Annotated in this window: 15 protein-coding genes; all 15 read right to left on the bottom strand. The window is 63.5% G+C overall.

The window, feature by feature from the left end:
- Nucleotides 1-141: 141 nt before the first annotated feature.
- The 15 genes from VPH41_RS28005 to VPH41_RS28075 all read right to left on the bottom strand — a co-directional run bounded on the left by VPH41_RS28005 (nucleotide 142) and on the right by VPH41_RS28075 (nucleotide 19716).
- Nucleotides 142-1356: a glycosyltransferase gene (locus VPH41_RS28005; protein WP_328572226.1), complete on the bottom strand. Its 1215-nt coding sequence runs from the start codon at nucleotides 1354-1356 to the stop codon at nucleotides 142-144.
- A gap of 187 nt (nucleotides 1357-1543) precedes the next feature.
- Nucleotides 1544-3799, bottom strand: a complete 2256-nt coding sequence (locus VPH41_RS28010) for a heparinase II/III domain-containing protein (protein ID WP_328572227.1) — start codon at nucleotides 3797-3799, stop codon at nucleotides 1544-1546.
- Between the two features lie 193 nt (nucleotides 3800-3992).
- A complete protein-coding gene (locus VPH41_RS28015; protein ID WP_328572228.1) occupies nucleotides 3993-4937 on the bottom strand; it encodes a glycosyltransferase family 2 protein in 945 nt (314 codons plus the stop codon).
- Nucleotides 4937-6352: an O-antigen ligase family protein gene (locus VPH41_RS28020; RefSeq protein ID WP_328572229.1), complete on the bottom strand. Its 1416-nt coding sequence runs from the start codon at nucleotides 6350-6352 to the stop codon at nucleotides 4937-4939. The genes VPH41_RS28015 and VPH41_RS28020 overlap by 1 nt, the downstream gene beginning before the upstream one ends.
- A 93-nt stretch (nucleotides 6353-6445) precedes the next feature.
- Entirely contained in the window at nucleotides 6446-7948 is a 1503-nt protein-coding gene (locus tag VPH41_RS28025) for a lipopolysaccharide biosynthesis protein (protein WP_328572230.1), read from the bottom strand.
- 64 nt (nucleotides 7949-8012) lie between these two features.
- A complete protein-coding gene (epsI, locus tag VPH41_RS28030) occupies nucleotides 8013-8699 on the bottom strand; it encodes an exosortase-associated protein EpsI, B-type (protein ID WP_152285060.1) in 687 nt (228 codons plus the stop codon).
- Complete coding sequence (gene xrtB, locus VPH41_RS28035; RefSeq protein ID WP_152285059.1) at nucleotides 8696-9604, bottom strand: exosortase B; 909 nt, start codon at nucleotides 9602-9604, stop codon at nucleotides 8696-8698. The genes epsI and xrtB overlap by 4 nt, the downstream gene beginning before the upstream one ends.
- The gene (gene epsG / locus VPH41_RS28040; protein ID WP_152285058.1) at nucleotides 9604-10482 is read right to left on the bottom strand and encodes a chain length determinant protein tyrosine kinase EpsG; all 879 of its coding nucleotides are present in this window, start codon (nucleotides 10480-10482) and stop codon (nucleotides 9604-9606) included. The genes xrtB and epsG overlap by 1 nt, the downstream gene beginning before the upstream one ends.
- Nucleotides 10483-10495: 13 nt before the next feature.
- The gene (gene epsF / locus VPH41_RS28045; RefSeq protein ID WP_152259120.1) at nucleotides 10496-11893 is read right to left on the bottom strand and encodes a chain length determinant protein EpsF; all 1398 of its coding nucleotides are present in this window, start codon (nucleotides 11891-11893) and stop codon (nucleotides 10496-10498) included.
- Nucleotides 11894-11934: 41 nt separating this feature from the next.
- On the bottom strand, nucleotides 11935-12723 hold the full coding sequence (epsE, locus tag VPH41_RS28050; protein ID WP_152259121.1) for a polysaccharide export protein EpsE: 789 nt from the start codon (nucleotides 12721-12723) through the stop codon (nucleotides 11935-11937).
- Nucleotides 12724-12779: 56 nt separating this feature from the next.
- On the bottom strand, nucleotides 12780-13736 hold the full coding sequence (locus VPH41_RS28055) for an EpsD family peptidyl-prolyl cis-trans isomerase (protein WP_328572231.1): 957 nt from the start codon (nucleotides 13734-13736) through the stop codon (nucleotides 12780-12782).
- A gap of 572 nt (nucleotides 13737-14308) precedes the next feature.
- On the bottom strand, nucleotides 14309-15691 hold the full coding sequence (locus VPH41_RS28060) for an undecaprenyl-phosphate glucose phosphotransferase (protein WP_152285057.1): 1383 nt from the start codon (nucleotides 15689-15691) through the stop codon (nucleotides 14309-14311).
- 9 nt (nucleotides 15692-15700) lie between these two features.
- A complete protein-coding gene (epsL, locus tag VPH41_RS28065) occupies nucleotides 15701-16945 on the bottom strand; it encodes an XrtB/PEP-CTERM-associated polysaccharide biosynthesis outer membrane protein EpsL (RefSeq protein WP_152285056.1) in 1245 nt (414 codons plus the stop codon).
- A gap of 40 nt (nucleotides 16946-16985) precedes the next feature.
- Nucleotides 16986-17648 (bottom strand): CAAX prenyl protease-related protein, encoded by a 663-nt coding sequence (locus VPH41_RS28070; protein WP_328572232.1) that lies wholly within the window; start codon nucleotides 17646-17648, stop codon nucleotides 16986-16988.
- A 175-nt stretch (nucleotides 17649-17823) separates the two neighbouring features.
- Nucleotides 17824-19716, bottom strand: a complete 1893-nt coding sequence (locus VPH41_RS28075) for an ATP-binding cassette domain-containing protein (RefSeq protein ID WP_328572233.1) — start codon at nucleotides 19714-19716, stop codon at nucleotides 17824-17826.
- Nucleotides 19717-19819: the final 103 nt, after the last annotated feature.

Genomic DNA, 19819 nt, shown 5'->3' on the forward strand with positions numbered 1-19819 from the left:
AATTTGCAATTGAGCTATGGACGCACCTATTTTTACACCGATCAGGCCACACTCCAGTTGCTTTCACGCAGCATGGCCAGCTTCATTCTGCGCGCCACGGCTTGAATCGGCAACAAATACTTGCTGTCTGTACACATGCCGTCAGGCAGCAGCCAGGACCCGGTAGCGCTGCGCCAGTTCCGCCGCCAGCACGCGGTAGCTGCGCTGCGCTTCGATATACGGGGCGCCGGCCAAGGCGCGCGCGCGCGCCGCCGGCACGTCGCGCAAAATCTCCGTCATCGCCACGGCCATCGCGGCCGGATTGCTGGCCGTCAGCCAGCCCGCCTGGCTGTCCGACAGCACGCGCACCTGGTCGGGATTGTCATTGCCCACGGCCGGCAGGCACAGGGCCAGGTATTCCAGCAGCTTGGTGGGCGAGCAGACATCGCCGATCGTGCCGCGTGGAAAATACGACAGGGCTGCATCGGTGCCCGCCAGCAAGGGCCAGGCCTGGCTGGACGGCAGCCAGCCCGTCACGCGCACGGCGTCGGCCAGGCCCGCGCGCTGCGCGTAATCGAGCAGTTCATCCACGTCGGACGGCGTATCCGATGCGCCGATCAGCAGCAGACAGGCGTCGGGCAGCTGCTGGCGCACGATCAGCAAGGCGTCGAGCAGGCGTTCGAGCTGGCGCGACTGGTCCAGGGTGCCCAGGTAGCCCAGCAGCGGCACGCTTTCCCAGCCTGCGGGCCGGCATGCCGCGATCGATTGCTGGCCCAGCACTTCCGTATCCACGCCCATGGGCACGGCGCTCATGCGCTGCGCCGCGATGCCGTGCCCGCGCATCAGCTCGAGCATCGCATCGCTTTGCACGAAGACATGGTCGGCGCGCGGCAGCACGACCCGGTACAGCAGCCAGCGCTCGACCAGGCCCTTGCACAGCACCAGGCGCGCGCGCACGGTGCGGCGCTGCGCCAGGCTGCTGCGCGCCCGCTCGATGCGCCCTTCGCTGATCAGGAACGAAACCCAGTAATAAAAGGGGATGCCCTTCAGGCGCGCCGCCAGCAGGGCCATCAGCCCCGTGGGCACCATGTCGCGCACCTGGATCGCATCGCAGTTGGCGCGCGTGGCCGCCAGCAAGGCGCGCAGGCAAGTCCATTGAAACGCCAGTTCGCGCGCGATGCGGTTGTGCCGGAAGCGGCCGCTGCGCACGGAGCGGAAGCCCTGCGCCGCCGGCGTATCGGGAGAAGCGGGCGTGGGCATGCCGACGATGTCGCATTCGACGCCGTGGCGCGGCAGGTATTTGCCGAACAGCACGGCGACATCGGCGCGGAAGGTGGGCAGGCTTTCCGGTACAAATTGTAAAATCTTCAAGGGCATGGGGCAACCGTCTACCTGGCGCATCAGAGGGGAAACAAGGCTCGGGCATAGTCTACACCACCCGATACTCATATGAATTTATTATCTATGTTACATGAAAAACAGCATGCTCGCGACATGCTGCGGCGCAAAAAAAAAAAGCAATGCCACGGTTGGCATTGCTTTTCTCGGGTGCTGCGCGCGGACCTTACTTGGGCAGCGGCAAGGTCAACGTTTGCGTGCCGACGATCACCTTGCGCAAGCCGGCGCTGGTGTCGAGTTTGACGGCGGTATTCTTGCAGCCCACGTCGAGCACGGTGAGGAATTCGCCGCTGGTGGCAGCGGCCGCCTTGACGAACACGCCGTGGTCTTCATAGGTACCCGCTTGCGGCGGCGGTCCCACGCGGCGTTCGAAACGCTGCGCCGTCGTGGCCAGCGGCACGATGCACACCTTGCGGCTCTGGTTGGTGATCGAGATCTTGCCGGCAGCGTCGGCAACGATGGGGGCGTAACCGTGGAAGTTCCACTCGAACACGCGCGGCGTGGCCGACGAGAACTGGTCAAGGATCACCGCCGTGTCCGTGCCGCGCACATACCAGATCTTGCGCACGGCCGACTTCAGCAAGCCCGCGTAAGCCAGGGTGGCGTCGCCCTCCACGTAATCGACGGCCGCCGTGGTGGAAAACGCCGTGATGCGGCCATTGCGCGCCAGCGGCTCTTCATAGCCATCCACGTTTTGCCCGACGCCGCCGTCGAAGGTCAGCGCATTGTGCGACTTCGACGGACGGTACCAGGAATTCCACAGCGGCGAATCGTACCAGTCATACCAGCCCGTCTCCGTCAGCAGGGGCACGCCGCCGCTGAACAGCACGAAACCGTTCTGGTCGCCATGGCTGTGGTTGAACGAGCCGTACGCGCTGGACTTGAAGTACAGCGAAGTGCGGCCGCTGTCGGCCAGGTTGCTGTGCATGGCCGTCCAGCCGATGCTCGGGTAGTAGGCGGCGTTGGCCGGCGGCGTGGCCGTGGCCGTCACGCTGTTGACGGGCATCGGATAAGGCGACTGCAAGGTGGTCAGCACGTCGTCCGGACGCGTCAGGTTCTTCACGTACCAGGCCGACTGCGGCGTGGCGTAGCGCGAGGCAAAGCCCTTCATGAAGCGGTACTCGGGCGCCGTCTCGTGGCCATCGCCAAAGACGTGCGTCTGCTGGCCCGGCGGCACGAAATGCATGAGGAATTGCGCGAAACCGCGCGACCAGGGCTTGTCGAACATGTTCACACCCGTGGCCTGGGCCAGCGCCGGCCAGATCTGCAGCGCGAAGTCCGCTTCGTATTCCGCATACGCCGTGCCGTTGGCGAAACCGCCCTCCGGACCGCTCCAGATGCTGAACGAGCTGGCAAACGCGCGGAAGGCGAAGTCGAACCAGGTCTGCGCATCGGGGATGTCGCCCAGCGCCAGGGTCGACGTCAGGGTCAGATAGGCCATGCTGGTGGCCGCGTGCGAATCGTAGGGGTACTGGTCGAGGCGGCCGCCATTGGCCGACAGGTCCTTGTACAGCGCATTCGTGCGCGTCGCCACCACGGACAGCCACTTGTTGCGCCGCGTGGCGTCGCCATTGACGACCAGCGCCGTGCCCAGGTAATCGATGGCCTTGATCAGGCTTTGCGCCATGACGCGGCTGGCCATGTCCTGGTTCGCATAGCTGGTGGGGCCCGTCAGGTTCAGCGCGGCGAACTGGTCGCCACGGCGGATCGCTTCATCGAGGTAGATCTTGTCGCCCGTCAGGCGGTACAGCAGCGCCGCGCCTTCCAGCTGGCGCGCATTCGGATTGACGCGCGTCATGATGTTGGCCGCCTGCGCCACCACGGCGGCCGTGCGGATCGCGCCCGGCACCAGCGGCCATTCGCTGTCGGCCACCGTCTTGAGGCCCGTCATGTAATACTTGACTTCGCCCGTCAGGCCATTCAACGCAGGCGTGCGGTCCGTGCGCATGGCTGCCGTCCACGCGGAAAACAGCTTGGTGCCGCTCGGCAATGAGCGCGGCCGTGCCTTGTTCAGGATGGTGTTACGCAAAGTCACATTTTCCGGCACTTCAAACAACTGTGAGTTACTACCGATTACAAAGTTACGGGGGCTCGACCACTCTTGCGAAGTCGATGGCCGCACGCGCCATGTGTAGCTGCCGGCAGGAAATGATTTCGGCGGCAAGTACCAGTTGCGCGTGGCATTGAAGGTTTTATACACGGCGCCGCCCTGCATCACCTGGATGACATAGGCTGGCGGCAGGGTGGCATGCCGCGACCAGGTGAAGGTGGGCGGGTTTTGCGGCTGCGACTGCATATTGTCGGGCAGCGGACGAACGGCAAGGGCTTCGCTCGATTGGACCCAGTCAGCCTGGGCCAGTCCGCACAGCGGCAACAACAATAGCCAGGCGGCGCGCAGCAGTGGACGTTTGCTAGATTTCATGGCGGGGGCTTCCTTTGCCGGGGGGCGGGTTGAGCGTCGAGAAAACATTACTTTTGGTTACTATTTAACTCGTACAACGTTACCGTAACGCAAACAGTACGGTTTTTTCGTACATGGATAAGGGGGTTTCTGCGCCCGAAGAACTCAGGCGTATGCCGCAATTATACCGAAATGCCTAACGGCAACGCCGGAATTAAGCGGGAGTGCGTGATTTACGCCACAAGGACCAGCGCCGCGTCATGCCCGGTGTAAACAGCACGCACATGGCCGCCGTCGTCCACCAGTGGCGCGTTACGCCATCGCGCGCCGCGCGCGCCAGTTCGGCCAGGGCGGCGCCGCGCCGGCCCCCTTCGAGCAGTTCGCGCACCACGGCCACGCGCGCATTCGACGCCAGCAGCAAGGCGGAACGGCGCGCGCCGTTGCTGGCTGGCCAGGCGCGCGCGCGCGCTTCGAGCCGCAGAAACACGGGCAAGACCACGTCGCGTCCCAGGATGGCCGTCAGGCTGCCGCCCACTTCGCGCCGGTACGCCACCAGGGGCGCGGCCGCCAGGACCAGGCGGTGGCGCTCGGCCAGGCGGAACCACAGGTCCAGGTCTTCGCCAAATTGCTCGCCTTCCGGGAAACACGGTTGCAGCGCGGCCAGCGCGGCGCGCCGCACGGCCACGGAATTGGTGCAGAAGAAGGGCCAGTGGTGGTTGAAGTGCGTGAAGAATTCATCGATGCGCTGCGCCTGGGCGGGCGCGACGGGCGAGGTCGCCATGTCCGGCATGCTGCCGGGCGCAAAGCTGGTGTAGCCGGTGGCAAAGAAGCATTCGTCGGGAAACGCCTGCGCCAGGCCCACCTGCGTGCGCAGGTAATCGGGCGCGTACAGGTCGTCCGCGTCGAGAAAACAGACGAGTTCGCCCCGCGCCTCGGCGATGCCGTGGTTGCGCGCGCGCGACACGCCGCCATTCGCCTGGCGGATCAGGCGCACGCGCGCATCGGCGCAGGCCAGCACGCGCTGCGCGCCGTCGTCGCTGGAACCGTCGTCGACCACCAGCACTTCCCAGTCGCCATGCGTCTGCGCCAGCACCGACGCCAGGGTCGCCTCGACGTACGGCCCCTTGTTATACAGCGGGATGATGACGGAACACAGCATTACGCCATTCCCGGCACGCGGACCTTGCGCGCCCTGACGGCTTGCCGGTCGGCCGTGGGATAGTAGGCGGCCACGATGATAAGCAGCAGCAAATGCGTGAGCGCCTCGGCGGCAAAGCCGGCCAGCGACAGGGGCACCTCGCTGAACGAGCGGCTGGCGATGAGCACGAACAAGGCCATCGACAGCCCCTTGCTGGCCTTGGCCGTGCGCGCTGCGCCGTACAGCAGCACGATCACGTACAGCACCAGGCCGACGGCGCCGACGGTGCCGGCGCTGGCCAGACTCTGGTAGAACTGGCTGTGCGCATGCGTGGCGTAGGGCATGCCGATGCTCAGGCGGAAGGCGTCATCCCACAGCGGCAGGCCGTAGCCGAACACGGGACTCTTGTGCCACTCCTGCACGGCCACCTGCCAGATCACGTCGCGGCCCGTCAGACTGAGCAGTTCAAACCCTTCGCTGCTCGAGGCGAAACGCGCCAGCTTGGCATCGATATTGCCGAACATCACCAGCAACATGCCCAGCACGCACATCAGGATGAAACCGAAGATGGCGATGATCGACAGCTGCGGCCGGCGGTAGTCGAACAGGCGTTCCTTGATCTGCTCGCGGAAACCGAAATACGCGATACAGGCAAAGCACAGGATGCAGGCGATCCAGTTGGTTTTCGATTGCGTCAGCAGCAGGCTGCCCAGGCCCAGTGCCCAGGCAAACAGGTTCAGCGAACGCCAGGCATACGGCTTGCTCCACAGGCACAGCAGGAAAGCGACCACCATCGGCGCCAGGCTGTTCGCATGGCTGGCCAGGCCCGCATAGCGCACGCTGAGAAAGGGCAGCAAGCCATGGTAGTTCTTGTTGAGCACCATGTTCGGGTTCCAGGCCACGACGGCGGCGCTGAGCACGAGGAACAGCAAGGTAGCATTGCGCATCGACACGATGCTCTTGTCGACCTCGCGCGAGGTCATCAGCAATCCAGCATAGCCGGCCAGGAACATGTACAGGTATTCATGCGAGACATCGGTATGGCTGCCCAGGAAGGCGGGGCTCAGGATATTCGTCAGGAAATAGATCAGCAGCGCCCAGAACAGCAGCATCGGCATGGGCTTCTGCACTTCGCGCGTCACCAGGCGGTGCAGGATGCGCTCGCCGCAGGCAAAGATCACGAACAGCGAGGTCAGCCGGCCGAACCAGACGCCGGCCGGGTGGCGTATCGTTTGCACGGTCAGCAGGATCTCGTTGCCGGAGATATCGCGGTTCGACAGGATGGCCGTCACCGCGATCGACAGCATGACGGGATAGAACACGTACGGCACCAGCCCCGTCTCGCGTTTATTGCCCCAATGAATGCTCAAGGCGATGACGAACACCACCACCAGCGCGCTGATCAGAGCAAACAGGCCAAACAGTATTTCACTCATGTGGTTCTCGCGTATCCAGTAAATTGTCGCAGGCGCAGCGCGCCGCTTGATCGGTATTTCCCTGCCCTGCCCCGTATTGCATCGGGCCCTGCATCAGGCGCTGCAGCGGGCGCGCAGATAACTGCCCACGCGCGCCGGCAACGGCGGACTGAAGCGCGCCAGCATGCCCACCACGCGCGTGCCCAGCAAACCCGGCCAGGCCAGCACGGCCAGCAGCAAGGTCAGGCCGCCCAGCAGCGCGCCGCCCAGGAAGGCCGGCAGCGGATGGCTGCCGCCCAGGCTGCCCAGCACGGCGCCGCCCCAGCTGCCGGCGGCGGCCAGCAAGCCCATGGCCAGGCCCCGCGCAGCCAGCGGCGCCAGCTCGCCCGCCCGCACGCCCAGGCGCAGGCACGCCACCGAGCCCACCACCAGCGCGCGCGCCAGCAGGGTGCCGGCGGCGATCATGGCCACCACCGCCACGCCCTGCCCCGCCCACAGCCACAGCGCCGCGCCGGCCAGCGCGATCAGCGGCAGCTGCAGCAGGCTTTCCAGGTGCTTGCCGCCCGTATTCCATAAAATCGGCGTCGACATGCCCCACGTGATGTACGCGGGCATGGCCAGCGCCAGGATGCTCAGCACGATGCCCGACTCTTGCCATACCTTGCCATACAACACGCCGATCAGGTCGGGCGCCGTCATCGCCAGCAGCACGAACAGCGGCAGGATGACGATCCAGATGGTCGCCAGCACCGACAGGTAGGTGTCGCGCAGGCGCGGCAGATCGTCCTGCAGCTTGGCGCCCGTGGCCAGGAAGGCCGGCTGCAGGGCGCTCAGGAACAGGGAATTGGGCGTGTTGGCCAGGTTGTAGCCGACCGCATACACGCCCACCGCGTGGGCGTTCAGGAAGCGGCCCAGGAACACGCGGTCCATATTGTTCAGGCACCAGTTGCACAGATTCGTCGCAAACACCGTCACGCCCACATTCGTCGAGCGCCGCGCGCCCTCGTACCACAGCAGCGGCTTGAGCGAGAAGCGCGTGCGCGCATACGTCAGCACCAGCGCCGTGGCCGATTGTCCCAGCCAGGCGGCCACCAGGGTCCACACGCCGGCGCCCGCATACGCGAGCGGCAAGCCCACCAGCAGGTAGCCGACGATGTAGCTGCTCACCTGGATGATGTTGAGCCAGCGGAAATCGAGGGCGCGCCGCAGCAGGCTGCTGCCCGGCGCCGTCAGCGCGTTCAGCAGGCAGGTCAGGCTCATCCAGGCGATCACGGGCGCGATGCGCGCTTCCTTGAAATAGGCGGCAATCCACGGCGCCATGAAAAACAGCAAGGTCATGGCCGCCAGGCCCGTCAGCGCCTGCCAGGTGACGGTGAAGCGCACGTCCTCGTCGCTGAGCGTGCGGTTTTGCACCAGCCCCCAGGAAAAACCGAAATCGGCCAGAAAGTTGCTAAATGTCAGCACAATCAGTCCCATGGCGAACAAGCCGTAGTTTTCCGGACCCAGCAGGCGCGCCAGCACCACTTGCGTGACCAGCTGCAGCCCGAACATGAGGACCGTGCCCATCGCCGCCCATTTGACGGCGCTGACGCTTTTCTTGTTGATGTCGCTGCTCATGATTCTCGCTATCTGCTACCTTGCGCCACGCCCGCCGGCGCCATCCCGACTATCAAGCCGCGCCTCAACCGGGCGGCACGCCGATCAGGCGGCTCCGGTCCGCTGCCGGCATGCTGGCCAGCAAGCCGTTGACGAAACTGGCTTGCAGCCGGTACGCGCGCGGCAAGTCCGTATCGATGCTCGACACGCGGAACAGCATGGCGTCGGCGACGGTGCCCGTCAGGCCGTAGCGCAACTGCTCGAGGCGCTGCTGCATGCCCACCTTGCTGATCTTGTCGCCGATGGTGATCCAGTACGTGATGGGTTCGCTGCGGTTGCCATTCACGGCCAGCAAGCGCTTCACGGGCAGGCTGCCGTAGGCCGAAGCCAGCTCGCCATACTCGTCGCGTTCGACCTGGAAACCCTGCGCCGCGTAGCACACTTCCGGCTTGTGCACGCCCATGTTGTCGCTCTGGTCGCCGCCATACGCGATCGACAGCATCACCCGTTCGCCCTGCGTATTGATGTAGGTGCGCGACAGGGTCTGGTTGTAGATCTTGTTCAGGCGCGCCTGGGTCTCCGGGTCCACCTGCAGCGGCACGATCGAGCTGTCGACGCGCCACTCGCCGAACGCTTGCGGCACGGCCGCTTCCAGCGAAAAACTGGGACGCTGGTCGGCCAGCTTCACGCCCGGCGCCACGGCGTGGCTGAGGATAGCCGCGCCCAGCAGCAAGGCGCCCAGCAGTACATTCATGCGCAATGCCCCGTTCATGTCGACGCTCCCATGGCTGGCGCGCGGCGCGCCTGGCGCCTGCGCACGATCCACTGCAGCAGGCTATCGACGCTGAGGATCAGCAGCAGCGCGGAAATGAACAGCACCATGCCGGCAAAGCCATGCAGGAAGCCCTGCCCCGCCGCATCGCCGAAGTAATACGTGATCAGGGTCAGCACCATCACGCGGATGACGTTGGCCGTGAAGGAAATCGGCACGATCAGCAGGGCCAGCACGATGTTGCGGAACGGCGAAGTATGGCGCACCAGGTTCAGGTAGAACAGGCCCAGCGCTTCCAGCGTCAGCAGGGTCTGCAAGCCGGCGCAGGCGTCGGCCACCAGCAGCTGGTACTGGCCGATCTGCAGGATCACGCCATTGCGCGCGATCGGATAGCCGGCCAGGAAAAGAATATGTTCGGTCACATAGGACACGGCCATCTTCATCGGCATGGTCAGGGTCGTCACCAGCGGCAGCGGCAGCGGCACCATGAACAGCATGAAGAAGAAGGGGAACCACAGGATGCGCGCGGCAACCCAGCCGCGCTTGAGCAGCAGCAGGGCCAGGCCGGTAGCGATCAGGGCGAGGATTTCCAGCGACAGGATCTGCTGCGAACGGCCCAGCACATACAGCAGCAGCGCGGCGACCAGCAGCGGCCAGCCGGCCCGGGCCGAACGGGCGCCGGCGCTCTGCGCCAGCATCTCGGGCCATTTGCGGTAGATCAGCCACAGCGACAGGGCCAGGATGATGGGCCCGTGCGCCTGTTCTTCCGTGGACCAGATACCGCGAAACAGCCCGACCAGGCTGGGCACCAGCATGGCCAGGAAGCCCAGTGCCAGCGGCAGCCAGTCCGGCAAGGCGGACCGGCCGGCCCGCTCCGGCGGGATGGCATGGCCAGGCGCAGCCATCAAAAGTCGACCATCACGGAACCGACCACCTGGGCACCGCTGTGCGTCATTTGCTCGGTCATGGCCGCCACGTCCGCCATCGGCGTCTTGTTCTTGCGCGCCACCAGCAGCACGCCGCCCGCACGCGCCGCGACGGCGAGCGCATCGGAACCGGTGGCATACGCCGGCACGTCGTACAACACCACGTCGTAGCGGCTTTCCAGCTGCTTGTTGAGCGTGACGAAGGAGCTACGGCTGAGCAATTCCTGCGGATTCGGCGGCAAGGTGCCGGCGGCCAGCACGGACAGCGCGACAAACGATTCCACCTTGGCGATGATATCGAGTTCGGCGCGGCCGGCCAGCACGTCGGACAGGCCCTGGCGCGTTTTCAGGTCGAAGATTTCCTGCTGGCGCGGCGCGCGCAGGTTGGCGTCGACCAGCAGGGTATGCTCGCCCAGCTGGGAAAACACGACGGCCAGGTTGGCCGCGAACAGGCTGGCGCCGTCGCCCGGCTCCATGCCCAGCACGACCAGCGACTTGCTGCCGCGGGCGAACCAGCGCAGCATCAGCTGGCTGCGCACGGCGCGCAGGGTTTCCACCTGGTGGCTGAACGGCTGGTAGGCGGCCACCAGTTCCTGCGGATACTTGCCGGCGCCCGGCTGCAGGTACGGGTAGTCGAACTGGCGCGCCAGCACCTGCTCGATATCGGCTTCCGTGATCAAACCCAGGCGCAGGGCCGCTTCGCCGAAGCGGATGCCCAGTTCTTTTTGCATGCGCAGCACGCGTTCGGCGTTTTCCGGCGTGATCTTGCCCGATTCGAGCAACAGGCCGCCAATGCTGGAATCGGCACCGCGCACCAGCGGTGCAGTGCTATTGAGGAGGTGTGGACTTGAAGTCATGATAGGTTCCATCTCAGTTCAGGCGCAAACGGCGCGGCAGCATGCCGCGCATGCGACGCTGTTTGGGTTTCCAGTCGACCACGCCGAACACGGGAATCTGCAGCACTTCGCTCAGGTCCTGGTCGGAACGGATACGGCGGTCCAGCAATTCGGCCAGCAGCGCGATGCCGCAGCCCAGCATGAGGCCGAGGAAGATCGACAGCAGCACGTTGCGGGGAATCTTCGGGCTGTCCGGCTCGATCGGCGCGGTGGCCGGGTTCAGCATGGCGATGTCGGACTGCTCCGCCTGGCCTTCGATACGCGTCTGCGACAGGCGCTGCGACGTCACGTCGAAGGCGCGCTGGGCGCTTTCCACATCCTTGCTCAGCACGCCCATTTCATCGCGCGTCCGGTTCAGTTCCAGCACCTTGGCTTTTTGCGCCGCCAGGGCGGCACGGATGGCGCCTTCGCGCTGCTGCAGGATCTGCGCATTGTTGCCCACGCTTTGCGAGGTGGCGCGCGTCTGCTCGGCCAGGTCGCGGCGCAGCTTGTCCACTTCCGCCTTGGCGCTCTGGTATTGCGGGTGATTGCGGTCCAGGCGCTGGCCCAGTTCGGCCAATTTACCTTCGGCATTGCCCAGGCCCAGCTTCAGGCTCTGGATCAGGGGATTCGACGCCACGTCCGGCGATTCGGACAGGTTGCCGCCCTGCGCCATGCGCTGGCGCGAATTGGCTTCCATGGCCTGGCCCTGCGCCAGCACCAGCTGCGCCGACAGGTCGTTCAGGCGGTTCGATTCCACGTCGAGACGGTTGTCGACGCTGACGATGCCATTGTCCTGCTGGTATTTCGACAGGCGGCTTTGCGCGCGCTCGACGTTATCGCGCAGCAATTTTGTCTGGTCATCGAAGTAGGTGGTCGCCTTGCGCATCGGATCGACCTTCAGCTGGATGCTGACCTTTTGATACTGTTCCGCAAAGGCGTTCGACACGGCGGCCACGAATTGCGGGTCGGCGCCCTTGAAGCTGACGTCGACCACGCTGCTTTCGCGCGACGGCATCACTTCGAGTTTCTTCAGCAGCAAATCGGCCAGCCAGTCGCGCACCGTGCCCTTGCCCTGTGCCGCTTCATTGAACTGGGCGATCACGGCCGGGCTGCGTGCCAGCTCCAGCTGGTCGACGACGCGCAAGGCCACGTTCTTGCTGCCGATAATGTCGACCTGGGTCGCCATGTAGCCGGGCAACAGCTGTCCTGGCATGGTCATGCCGGTCAGGGGATCGACTCCCTTGTAGTTCAGCAGCAAGGTGCTGGTGGCCTTGTAGGTCTTCGGCAGCACGAGGCTGACGCCCAGCGCCAGCGCCACGGTGATCATCAAGGTCAGCAGCACAATCTTCTTGCGTGCCCGAAGGATCAGCAATAGTTGGGTGAGGTTCATTTGTAAACTTTCAATACTAAAAGATAGGGAGCCAGTTGCTCTTAGAACAGGCTTTCCTGGACATACACGACATCGTCGACGCGCAACAAGTCGTCATGCTTGACCGACAGCACTTCCATCTGGCCTTCCGCATTGCGGCGCTTGACGCGCACGCCGCGCTCGGTGCCGCGCGCCGTCAGGCCGCCGCCCACGGACAGCGCTTGCAGCACGGTCATGTTGCGTTCCAGGCGGAAGGCGCCCGGGCGCTGCACTTCGCCGTAGATGTAGAAGCGCGGCGCGCGTTCGACGTAGATGATGTCGTTGCCGCCCACTTCCGTGTCGCCCTTCAGGTCACCGTTGCGCACGATGTCGAGGATATCGGCCACGTCGCGCGTGCTGTTGCCGCCGCGCTTGCGGATCACGGTGATCTGGTCGGCGCCGTCAGGACTCACGCCGCCGGCCATGGCCAGCATGTCCATCACGCTGCGCTTGCCTTCCACCGGGTAGCGGCCCGGGCGGTTCACCTGGCCCAGCACGGAAGCCTGCTGGCTTTGCAGGCTGGTGACGATGATGTTCACTTGCGCCTTGCGCAGGAAGCCGCCGCTCTCGAGCAGGCCGCCCAGTTTCTTTTCCGCTGCCGACGTGGACAGGCCGCCGACGGCCACCGCGCCCACCAGCGGGAAGGTGATCTCGCCCGCTTCGCTCACGCGCGTCTCCAGGCCCAGGTCCGGGTTGCCGTAGACGGAAATTTTCAGCACATCACCAGCCCCAAGGGGGACATCGGCTGCACCGGCCATGCCTGCGGCGAGGGCCAGGAAGGCCGCCATCATCCAGTTTGCGAGTCGTTTCATGATTACAGATTCCCGTTGGTAGATTGCTGATGTTGAACTACTTGTCGATACGTCACTTATTTCAATCCCGCTACGCCGCGCACATTCGCTTCATGATCGCTGTTTGCCGGCGCCGCTGCCGCAGGTGCGGCAGCCGATGCGCTGGCCGAGGGTGCCGCCGAGGCCGTAGCCGATGCATCCTTGTTGAAATACTCGATCTTGGCGCTGGCGCGCAGGCGTTTCAGCTCCGCTTCGGCCGCATCCTTGTTCTTCTTGTTTGCCAGGAACTGTTCAATCTGCGGCGCGGCCGCGTCCGGGCCCACGGGGCTGTCCTTGATATCGGCCAAGGCGATGAGCAGGCTGCGCTCGCCTTCGCGCACGATGAACAGCTGGCCCTTGGGCATCGATTGCAGCTTGCTGCTCAGTTCGGGCGCCAGGTCTGCGCTGGTGCGCGACACCTGGCTGCGGCCATACGCGATCTTGTGCTCATCGAGCCATTGCGCCACGTCTTCCAGCGACTTGGCGCGGTCCATGACGGCCTTGAGCTCGTCGTTCAGCGCCGCCGTCGGAATGACGAGCTCGCGCAAATCGAATTGCTTGCGCTGGCTGAAGAACAGGGGGTTTTTCGCGTAGTACTCGTCCACTTCCGTCTTGCTGGGACGGGTGGCCGCGCCGATGCGCTTTTGCATGTATGCCTGGGCAACGATCAGCGCCTTGGCGCGTTCGATGGCCTGCATGACTTTCGGATCGCGGTCGACCTTTTCCTTGGCCGCTTCATTCTGCAGCAACTGGCGGTCGATCAGGGACTCGAGCAACTGCTTGCTGGCCGCAGCCTGCTGCGGCGCCTGCACGCCGGCGCGCTGCAACTCTTCATTCAACTGCAGGATGGTGATTTCTTCGCCATTCACGCTGGCCAGCGCCTGGCCGGCCTTTTTTTCCTTGTTGCCGCAAGCGGACAGGCCGGCAGCGGCCAGCAGGACCAGGGCGGCGCACAGCAGGCGCGGCGCGGGACGGGAGTGGATAAAGTGATTCAAGCGTGCTCCTTCGGATGACGGGTATGACGGGTGGAAAATCCGGCGAGTGTAACGGCCCGGGGCCGCTGGCAGCGCACGAAATGATTTCCCCGAAAATAGTTATGCGTCAAATAATTAACAATATTGTAAACATAATACACATAATGCACGACGACAAGGAAAATATTTGCTTAAAAATCTACTTATGAGATATAAAAACAACTATTTCCGTAGTCTGCTTGATTGCAAAAAATTATGTATTGCGTGGTTCAGACTGACTTTAAAAATGATAGTTGGCGCGTGGCGGCCCCGACGACTGCCCGTCAGGGTGACGCAACGACCGGCAGGGGCAAGGCCGGATACTGCACACATCGTCGGACCCTTTCCAAGAGGAAAGTAATGTGCCGCAACACGGTGACGTCATCGCCTGCCTGTCGCGGCCTGGCGCATGGCCGGCACGACTCGTGGCAGGATGCGCGCGGAGTAGTCGCGTGATGCGCTGGTGCTGTCTAAGATGCTCCATTTTAACGCGTATTGACTCCGTGCAAAGTATATTCAAACGCTATTTTTTCCTGCCAGCACCAGACTGGCGCTCAATGCGCGTTCTCGCGCGCCAGCACCACTTTCACCGTGCGCGCAATAATCCACAGATCCAGCCATAGCGACCAGTTGCGCAGGTAATCGAGGTCGAAATGGATGCGCGCCTCCATCTTGTCCAGCGTTTCCGTCTCGCCCCGCAAGCCGTTGACCTGGGCCCAGCCCGTGATGCCGGGCTTGACCTTGTGGCGCAGCATGTAGCCCTTGATCAGCTTGCGGTACTGCTCGTTATGCACCACCGCATGGGGGCGCGGCCCCACGATGCTCATGCGGCCCTGCAGGACGTTGAGAAACTGCGGCAGCTCGTCGAGCGAGCTGCGGCGCAGGAAGGCGCCCACCCGCGTCACGCGCTGGTCGTTCTTGGTGGCCTGCACCACCTTGTCGCCATCCTCGCCCACCGTCATGGAGCGGAATTTGTAGACGACGATCTCTTCGCCATACAGGCCGTAGCGGCGCTGGCGGAAAATCACGGGGCCTTTCGAGGTGGTCTTGACGGCGATGGCGATCACCAGCATCACCGGCAGCAGCAGCACCTGGATCACCAGTCCCAGCACGATGTCGCTGCCCCGCTTGACCATGCTGTTAAAGCCCGTGAACGGCGATTCGCGGATGGCGATGACGGGCATGCCGCCCACGTTGTCGAAGCGCGCCTGCATCAGGTCGAAGATATAAATGTCGGGCAAGAAATACACGGAAGCCGTCGTATCTTCGAGCTCGTCGAGCATCTTGCGGATGCGCGGCTGGGCCGAAATCGGCTGGCTGATGAAGATCATCTTGATATTGTGTTCGCGCACGTAGGTGGCGATATCGTCCATGCGCCCCAGCATCGGTTCGCGCATCTTTTCCGGCCAGCGGTCGTCCGTGCGGTCGTCGAAAAAGCCATGCACGTGCATGAACAGGTTGGCATTGCGCTCGATGGTGGCGGCAAACTTCAGGCTGGCGTCGTTGGCGCCGATGATGACCACCGAACGCACTTCGCTTTCGCCGTCCGGATGCAGGCTGAACTTGCGTCCGGCCAGGTGCCCGGCCAGCAGCACGAAGGGCGTGAGAACGAACCAGGCCAGCACCACTTCGGTATCGAAATGATAGGCCAGGCCCGTGGCCGAACCCAGGAAGGTGAGGATCAGCGCGACGATCGTCCAGCCCACGAGGATATCGCGCGCATAGGCCAGCATGCGGCCGCTGCGCCAGGTACGGTAGGGATCGATGTGCTGGAAGACCGTCGACGAAATGAAGACGGCCAGTATCATCAGCACCAGCGTATAGCCGGTGAATGGCGAACCCGACAAAACCGTCATCAGGTACAGCAAGCCCATGATGATGATCGGGTCGAGGATGCGCTGGAAAAACGAAATCAGGGGTATATCATTGACCGTCATGTTGATCTTTTAAAACTGTACGCTGCCATTGAAGGAAATGCCCTTGGCCCGGTAGCTGCCGCTATCGATGATGGCGACGCCTTCGCGCCGCTCCTGGAACACGCGCACGCCAAGCTGGATCTTCTGGTAAGGCGCATACGTGACGCCCAGCGAGGCCGTGCGCGTGGTATCGCGCCCGTCGCCCGGCAGCACCAGGCCGCTGACGGCGGAGAAATCGCGCCGCTCCTGGCGCAGCAGCGCATCGACGCGCACCTTCGCCGTGGCCGTCCAGGCGGCCGACACGCTGGCGCCCGTGTTCAGGCTGCTCGTCACCAGCGAGTTGTCGACGGAACCGAATTCGCGCCAGACCATGCCCGTGAAATTGACCTTGCCCAGCGGCTGCCAGTACATGCTCAGGCGTCCGTTCGTGCCGCTGACATCGCGCCCCGACAGCAGGTTGTTGCGGTGGCGCACCCAGCCGCCCAAAAACTCCAGCTGCGTGATGCCGCTCAGCGCCCAATAGATGTTCGCCTTGATCTCGTCCTGGCGGTAGCCGCTGCCGTACACGCTCGATTCAAGCGCGTTGCGGTTCGGATACTTGCCGTTCAGGTGGCGCAGCTGCACGCCGATGCGGCTGTTGCTGGGCGCCAGGTAATCCACGCCCAGTTCGGTGGCGTCTTCCGTCCAGTTGGAAAAAGCCTGCGACGGCAAATCGTAGGAATAGCGGTCGCGCGACAGGCCGCCGCGCACGCGCCAGCTGGGGTGGAAGCGCCAGGCGCCGTTCAGGTACTCGCGCCGCTGCGTGCGCAAATTGCGCACATTGGTCTGGAAGTCGCTGAACGGCGTGAGGGTCTGCGCATAGCTGGCGCCCGCATGGCCTTCGAGGTGGTTGGCGATGTGCCACTCCAGGTCGGCCAGGAAATCCTTGCCGTCGTAATCGAACTGGCTGAAGCGGTCGAAGCTCACCTTCGACCACTTGGCCTGCCCCGTCAGTATCTGGCGGCCGATGGGACGGTTGAACAGGAAACCCGCCTGCAGCATCCTCGACGTATCCGAACGGGGACCGGAAAAGCCCGGCACGTCGTCGGGCAAGCGCATCAGGTTGTCATCGTACGAATAGGTCGTGGCGACGAAAGGCTTGATGGTGTCGCTGATATCGGCCAGCGCGGCGCCGCTGGCCAGGGTGCCGGCCACGGCCAGGAGCAGCGCGGCTGGCAGGCGTGGGCTGGCCGTCAGGGCGGCGGCAACGGCATTTTTACGCAAGGTATTCAACATGGATTTTGTCTTTGAAAGATCACACAGTTGATAGGCAATACTACCAGTAAATCCAGTGCCCACCAGAAATAATCCAGAGCCCCAGCACACCGTTCGTCACGCCGTGCGCGAGGATAGGCGACCACAGGGACTGGCTACGCATGTACAACAAACTATATGCCGCACCGGCCACCATGCCGGCCAGCCATAAATTATGTTCAAAGCCAAACAGCAGCACGCTGATGGCGAAGGCCTTGGCGCTGGCCAGGCGCGGATCGGCCCGCAAAAAATCCGGCTTGTCGATCCAGCGCAGCAGGAAGGAGCGCCAGAACAGCTCCTCCATCACGGGCACCACCAGCGCCGCGCCGGCGATGCGCAGCACCACCAGGCTCCACTCGATGCGGCCATCGGTGCGGGGATCGAAGCCGTCGGCATTGCCGATCATCATCCAGTTGGCGTCGAGATTAATCCACAGCAAAAAAACAACAACACCGCCAGCCAGCGCCCCGAGAATGGCACGCGCGCCCAACGGCGTCCACACCAATTCCGTGTAACTGCGGCGCCAGTACAACAGCATGCCCAGCACGACGCCGATCTTGACGGGATACAGCCAGCGCAAGTCCTGCGCGGCCACGCCCAGACGGCCCAGCATGTCGGCAATGAAAATGAAGGAGAGGTAGGCCAGGAATGGCGCTACCCGGGGCAAGGCGGCGCGGTCAAACATATTGCCGCGCATCGGAGGTGGAACCACGCGCCGGACGCGGTGGTCCGGGGCGCGTGCTTTTCATGACAAACATGCATCCTCCGATGTAATAAATATAATTATATAATTATATCAAGCGGGACCGTTGCCGTGGCAAATAATCCTGACTTAAATTACAACAGAGTATGCAACAACATCAACCGTTGGCGCGCGCCTCGATCTGCTCCCATTTTTCCAGCGCTTCCAGCAGTTCGCCCTCGATCTCGGCCACGCGCGCATTCAGGCGCTTGCCTTCGGCGGGCGTCTTCTTATAGAAGTCCGGATGCGACAGCTCGGCGGCCAGCACCGATTGCTCGTCTTCCAGCTTGGCGATCAGCTTGGGCAGCTCTTCCAGCTCGCGCTGCTCCTTGTAGCTGAGCTTTTTCTGCTTGGCGGCCGGTGCGGCAGCCTCGACCTTCACGGCCGGCTTGCTGGCGGGCGCCGTGGCGATCGGCAGGGTGCGCACGCGCTCCCAGTCCGTGTAGCCGCCGACGAATTCGCGCCACTTGCCTTCGCCTTCGGCGACGATCACCTGCGTGACGACGTTGTCGAGGAAGGTGCGGTCATGGCTGACGAGGAAGACGGTGCCCGTGTATTCTTCCAGCAACTCTTCCAGCAATTCCAGGGTATCGATATCCAGGTCGTTGGTGGGCTCATCGAGCACCAGCACGTTGGCCGGCTTGGCGAACAGACGCGCCAGCAGCAGACGGTTGCGTTCGCCACCGGACAGGGACTTGACGGGCGACCGCGCGCGTTCCGGTGCGAACAGGAAGTCGTTCAGGTAAGTCATCACGTGACGGCGCTGGCCGTTGATCTCGACCCAGTCGCTGCCCGGCGCGATGGTTTCCATCAGGTTCGCCTCTTCGTTCAGCTGCGTGCGCATCTGGTCGAAATACGCCACTTGCAGCTTGGTACCGAGGCGGATGGTGCCCGTGTCCGACTGCTCTTCGCCCAGGATCATCTTCAGCAGGGTGGTCTTGCCGGCGCCGTTGGCACCGATCAGGCCAACCTTGTCGCCGCGCAGGATGGTGGCGCTGAAATCCTTGACGATGACCTTGTCGCCATAAATCTTGGAAACGTTTTCCAGGTCCGCCACGATCTTGCCCGAGCGTTCGCCGGCCGACACGTCGAGCTTGACCTGTCCCTGCTGTTCGCGGCGCGCATTGCGCGTCAGACGCAGCGCTTCCAGGCGGCGCACGCGGCCTTCGTCGCGCACGCGGCGGGCCTTGACGCCCTTGCGTATCCACACTTCTTCCTGCGCCAGGAACTTGTCGAACTTGGCGTTTTCCACTTCTTCGATTTCCAGCTGCTCGGCCTTGCGCACTTGATACGCCGTGAAGTTGCCCGGATACGACAGCAGACGGCCGCGGTCGAGTTCGATGATGCGCGTGGCGACGTTGTCGAGGAAGGAGCGGTCATGGGTAATGAACAGCACGCTGCCCTTGAAGTCGCGCAACAGACCTTCCAGCCACAGGATGGAGCTGAAGTCCAGATGGTTGGTAGGCTCATCGAGCAGCAGCACGTCGGGCGCCGACACCAGCGCGCGCGCCAGCGCCACGCGCTTCTGCATCCCGCCGGACAGGGTTTTCATGGCCATGTCGCCCGTCAGGTTCAAACGGTCGAGCACGGTTTCCACCTTGTTCGGCAAGCTCCACGCATCGGCCGCATCGAGTTTGACCTGGATGTCGTGCATGCGTTCCATCAGTTCGTCGTCATTGCCCTGGCCAAACTGGCCCGTCAATGCATCGTATTCCTTCAGCCACGTCTGCGACTCGCCCATGCCGGACGCGACGGCATCGAACACGGACATTTCCGGATCGAATTGCGGCTCTTGCTCCACATAGGCGATCTTGATGCCTTGCTGCATCACCAACAAGCCGTCATCGAGCTTGAACTTGCCCGAAATAACCTTCAACAGCGACGATTTCCCCGTGCCGTTGCGGCCGATCAAGCCGACCCGCTCCGAGGTTTCCAGTGAAAATTCCGCGTGATCGAGCAGCGCGACGTGACCGAACGCAAGTTGCGCCGATGAAAGAGAAATGACAGCCATAATGAGTAAGAGTGCTCGGGCGCCGTCTCGCGCACACCGTGTGGTGTGCAAAACAGCCGCCGATTGGATGAATGAAGCACGCATTGTACCGATAACTCGGACT

Origin of the sequence: Janthinobacterium sp. P210006 (assembly GCF_036231885.1) — a bacterium.
GTDB classification, from domain to species: Bacteria; Pseudomonadota; Gammaproteobacteria; order Burkholderiales; family Burkholderiaceae_D; genus Janthinobacterium; species Janthinobacterium violaceinigrum.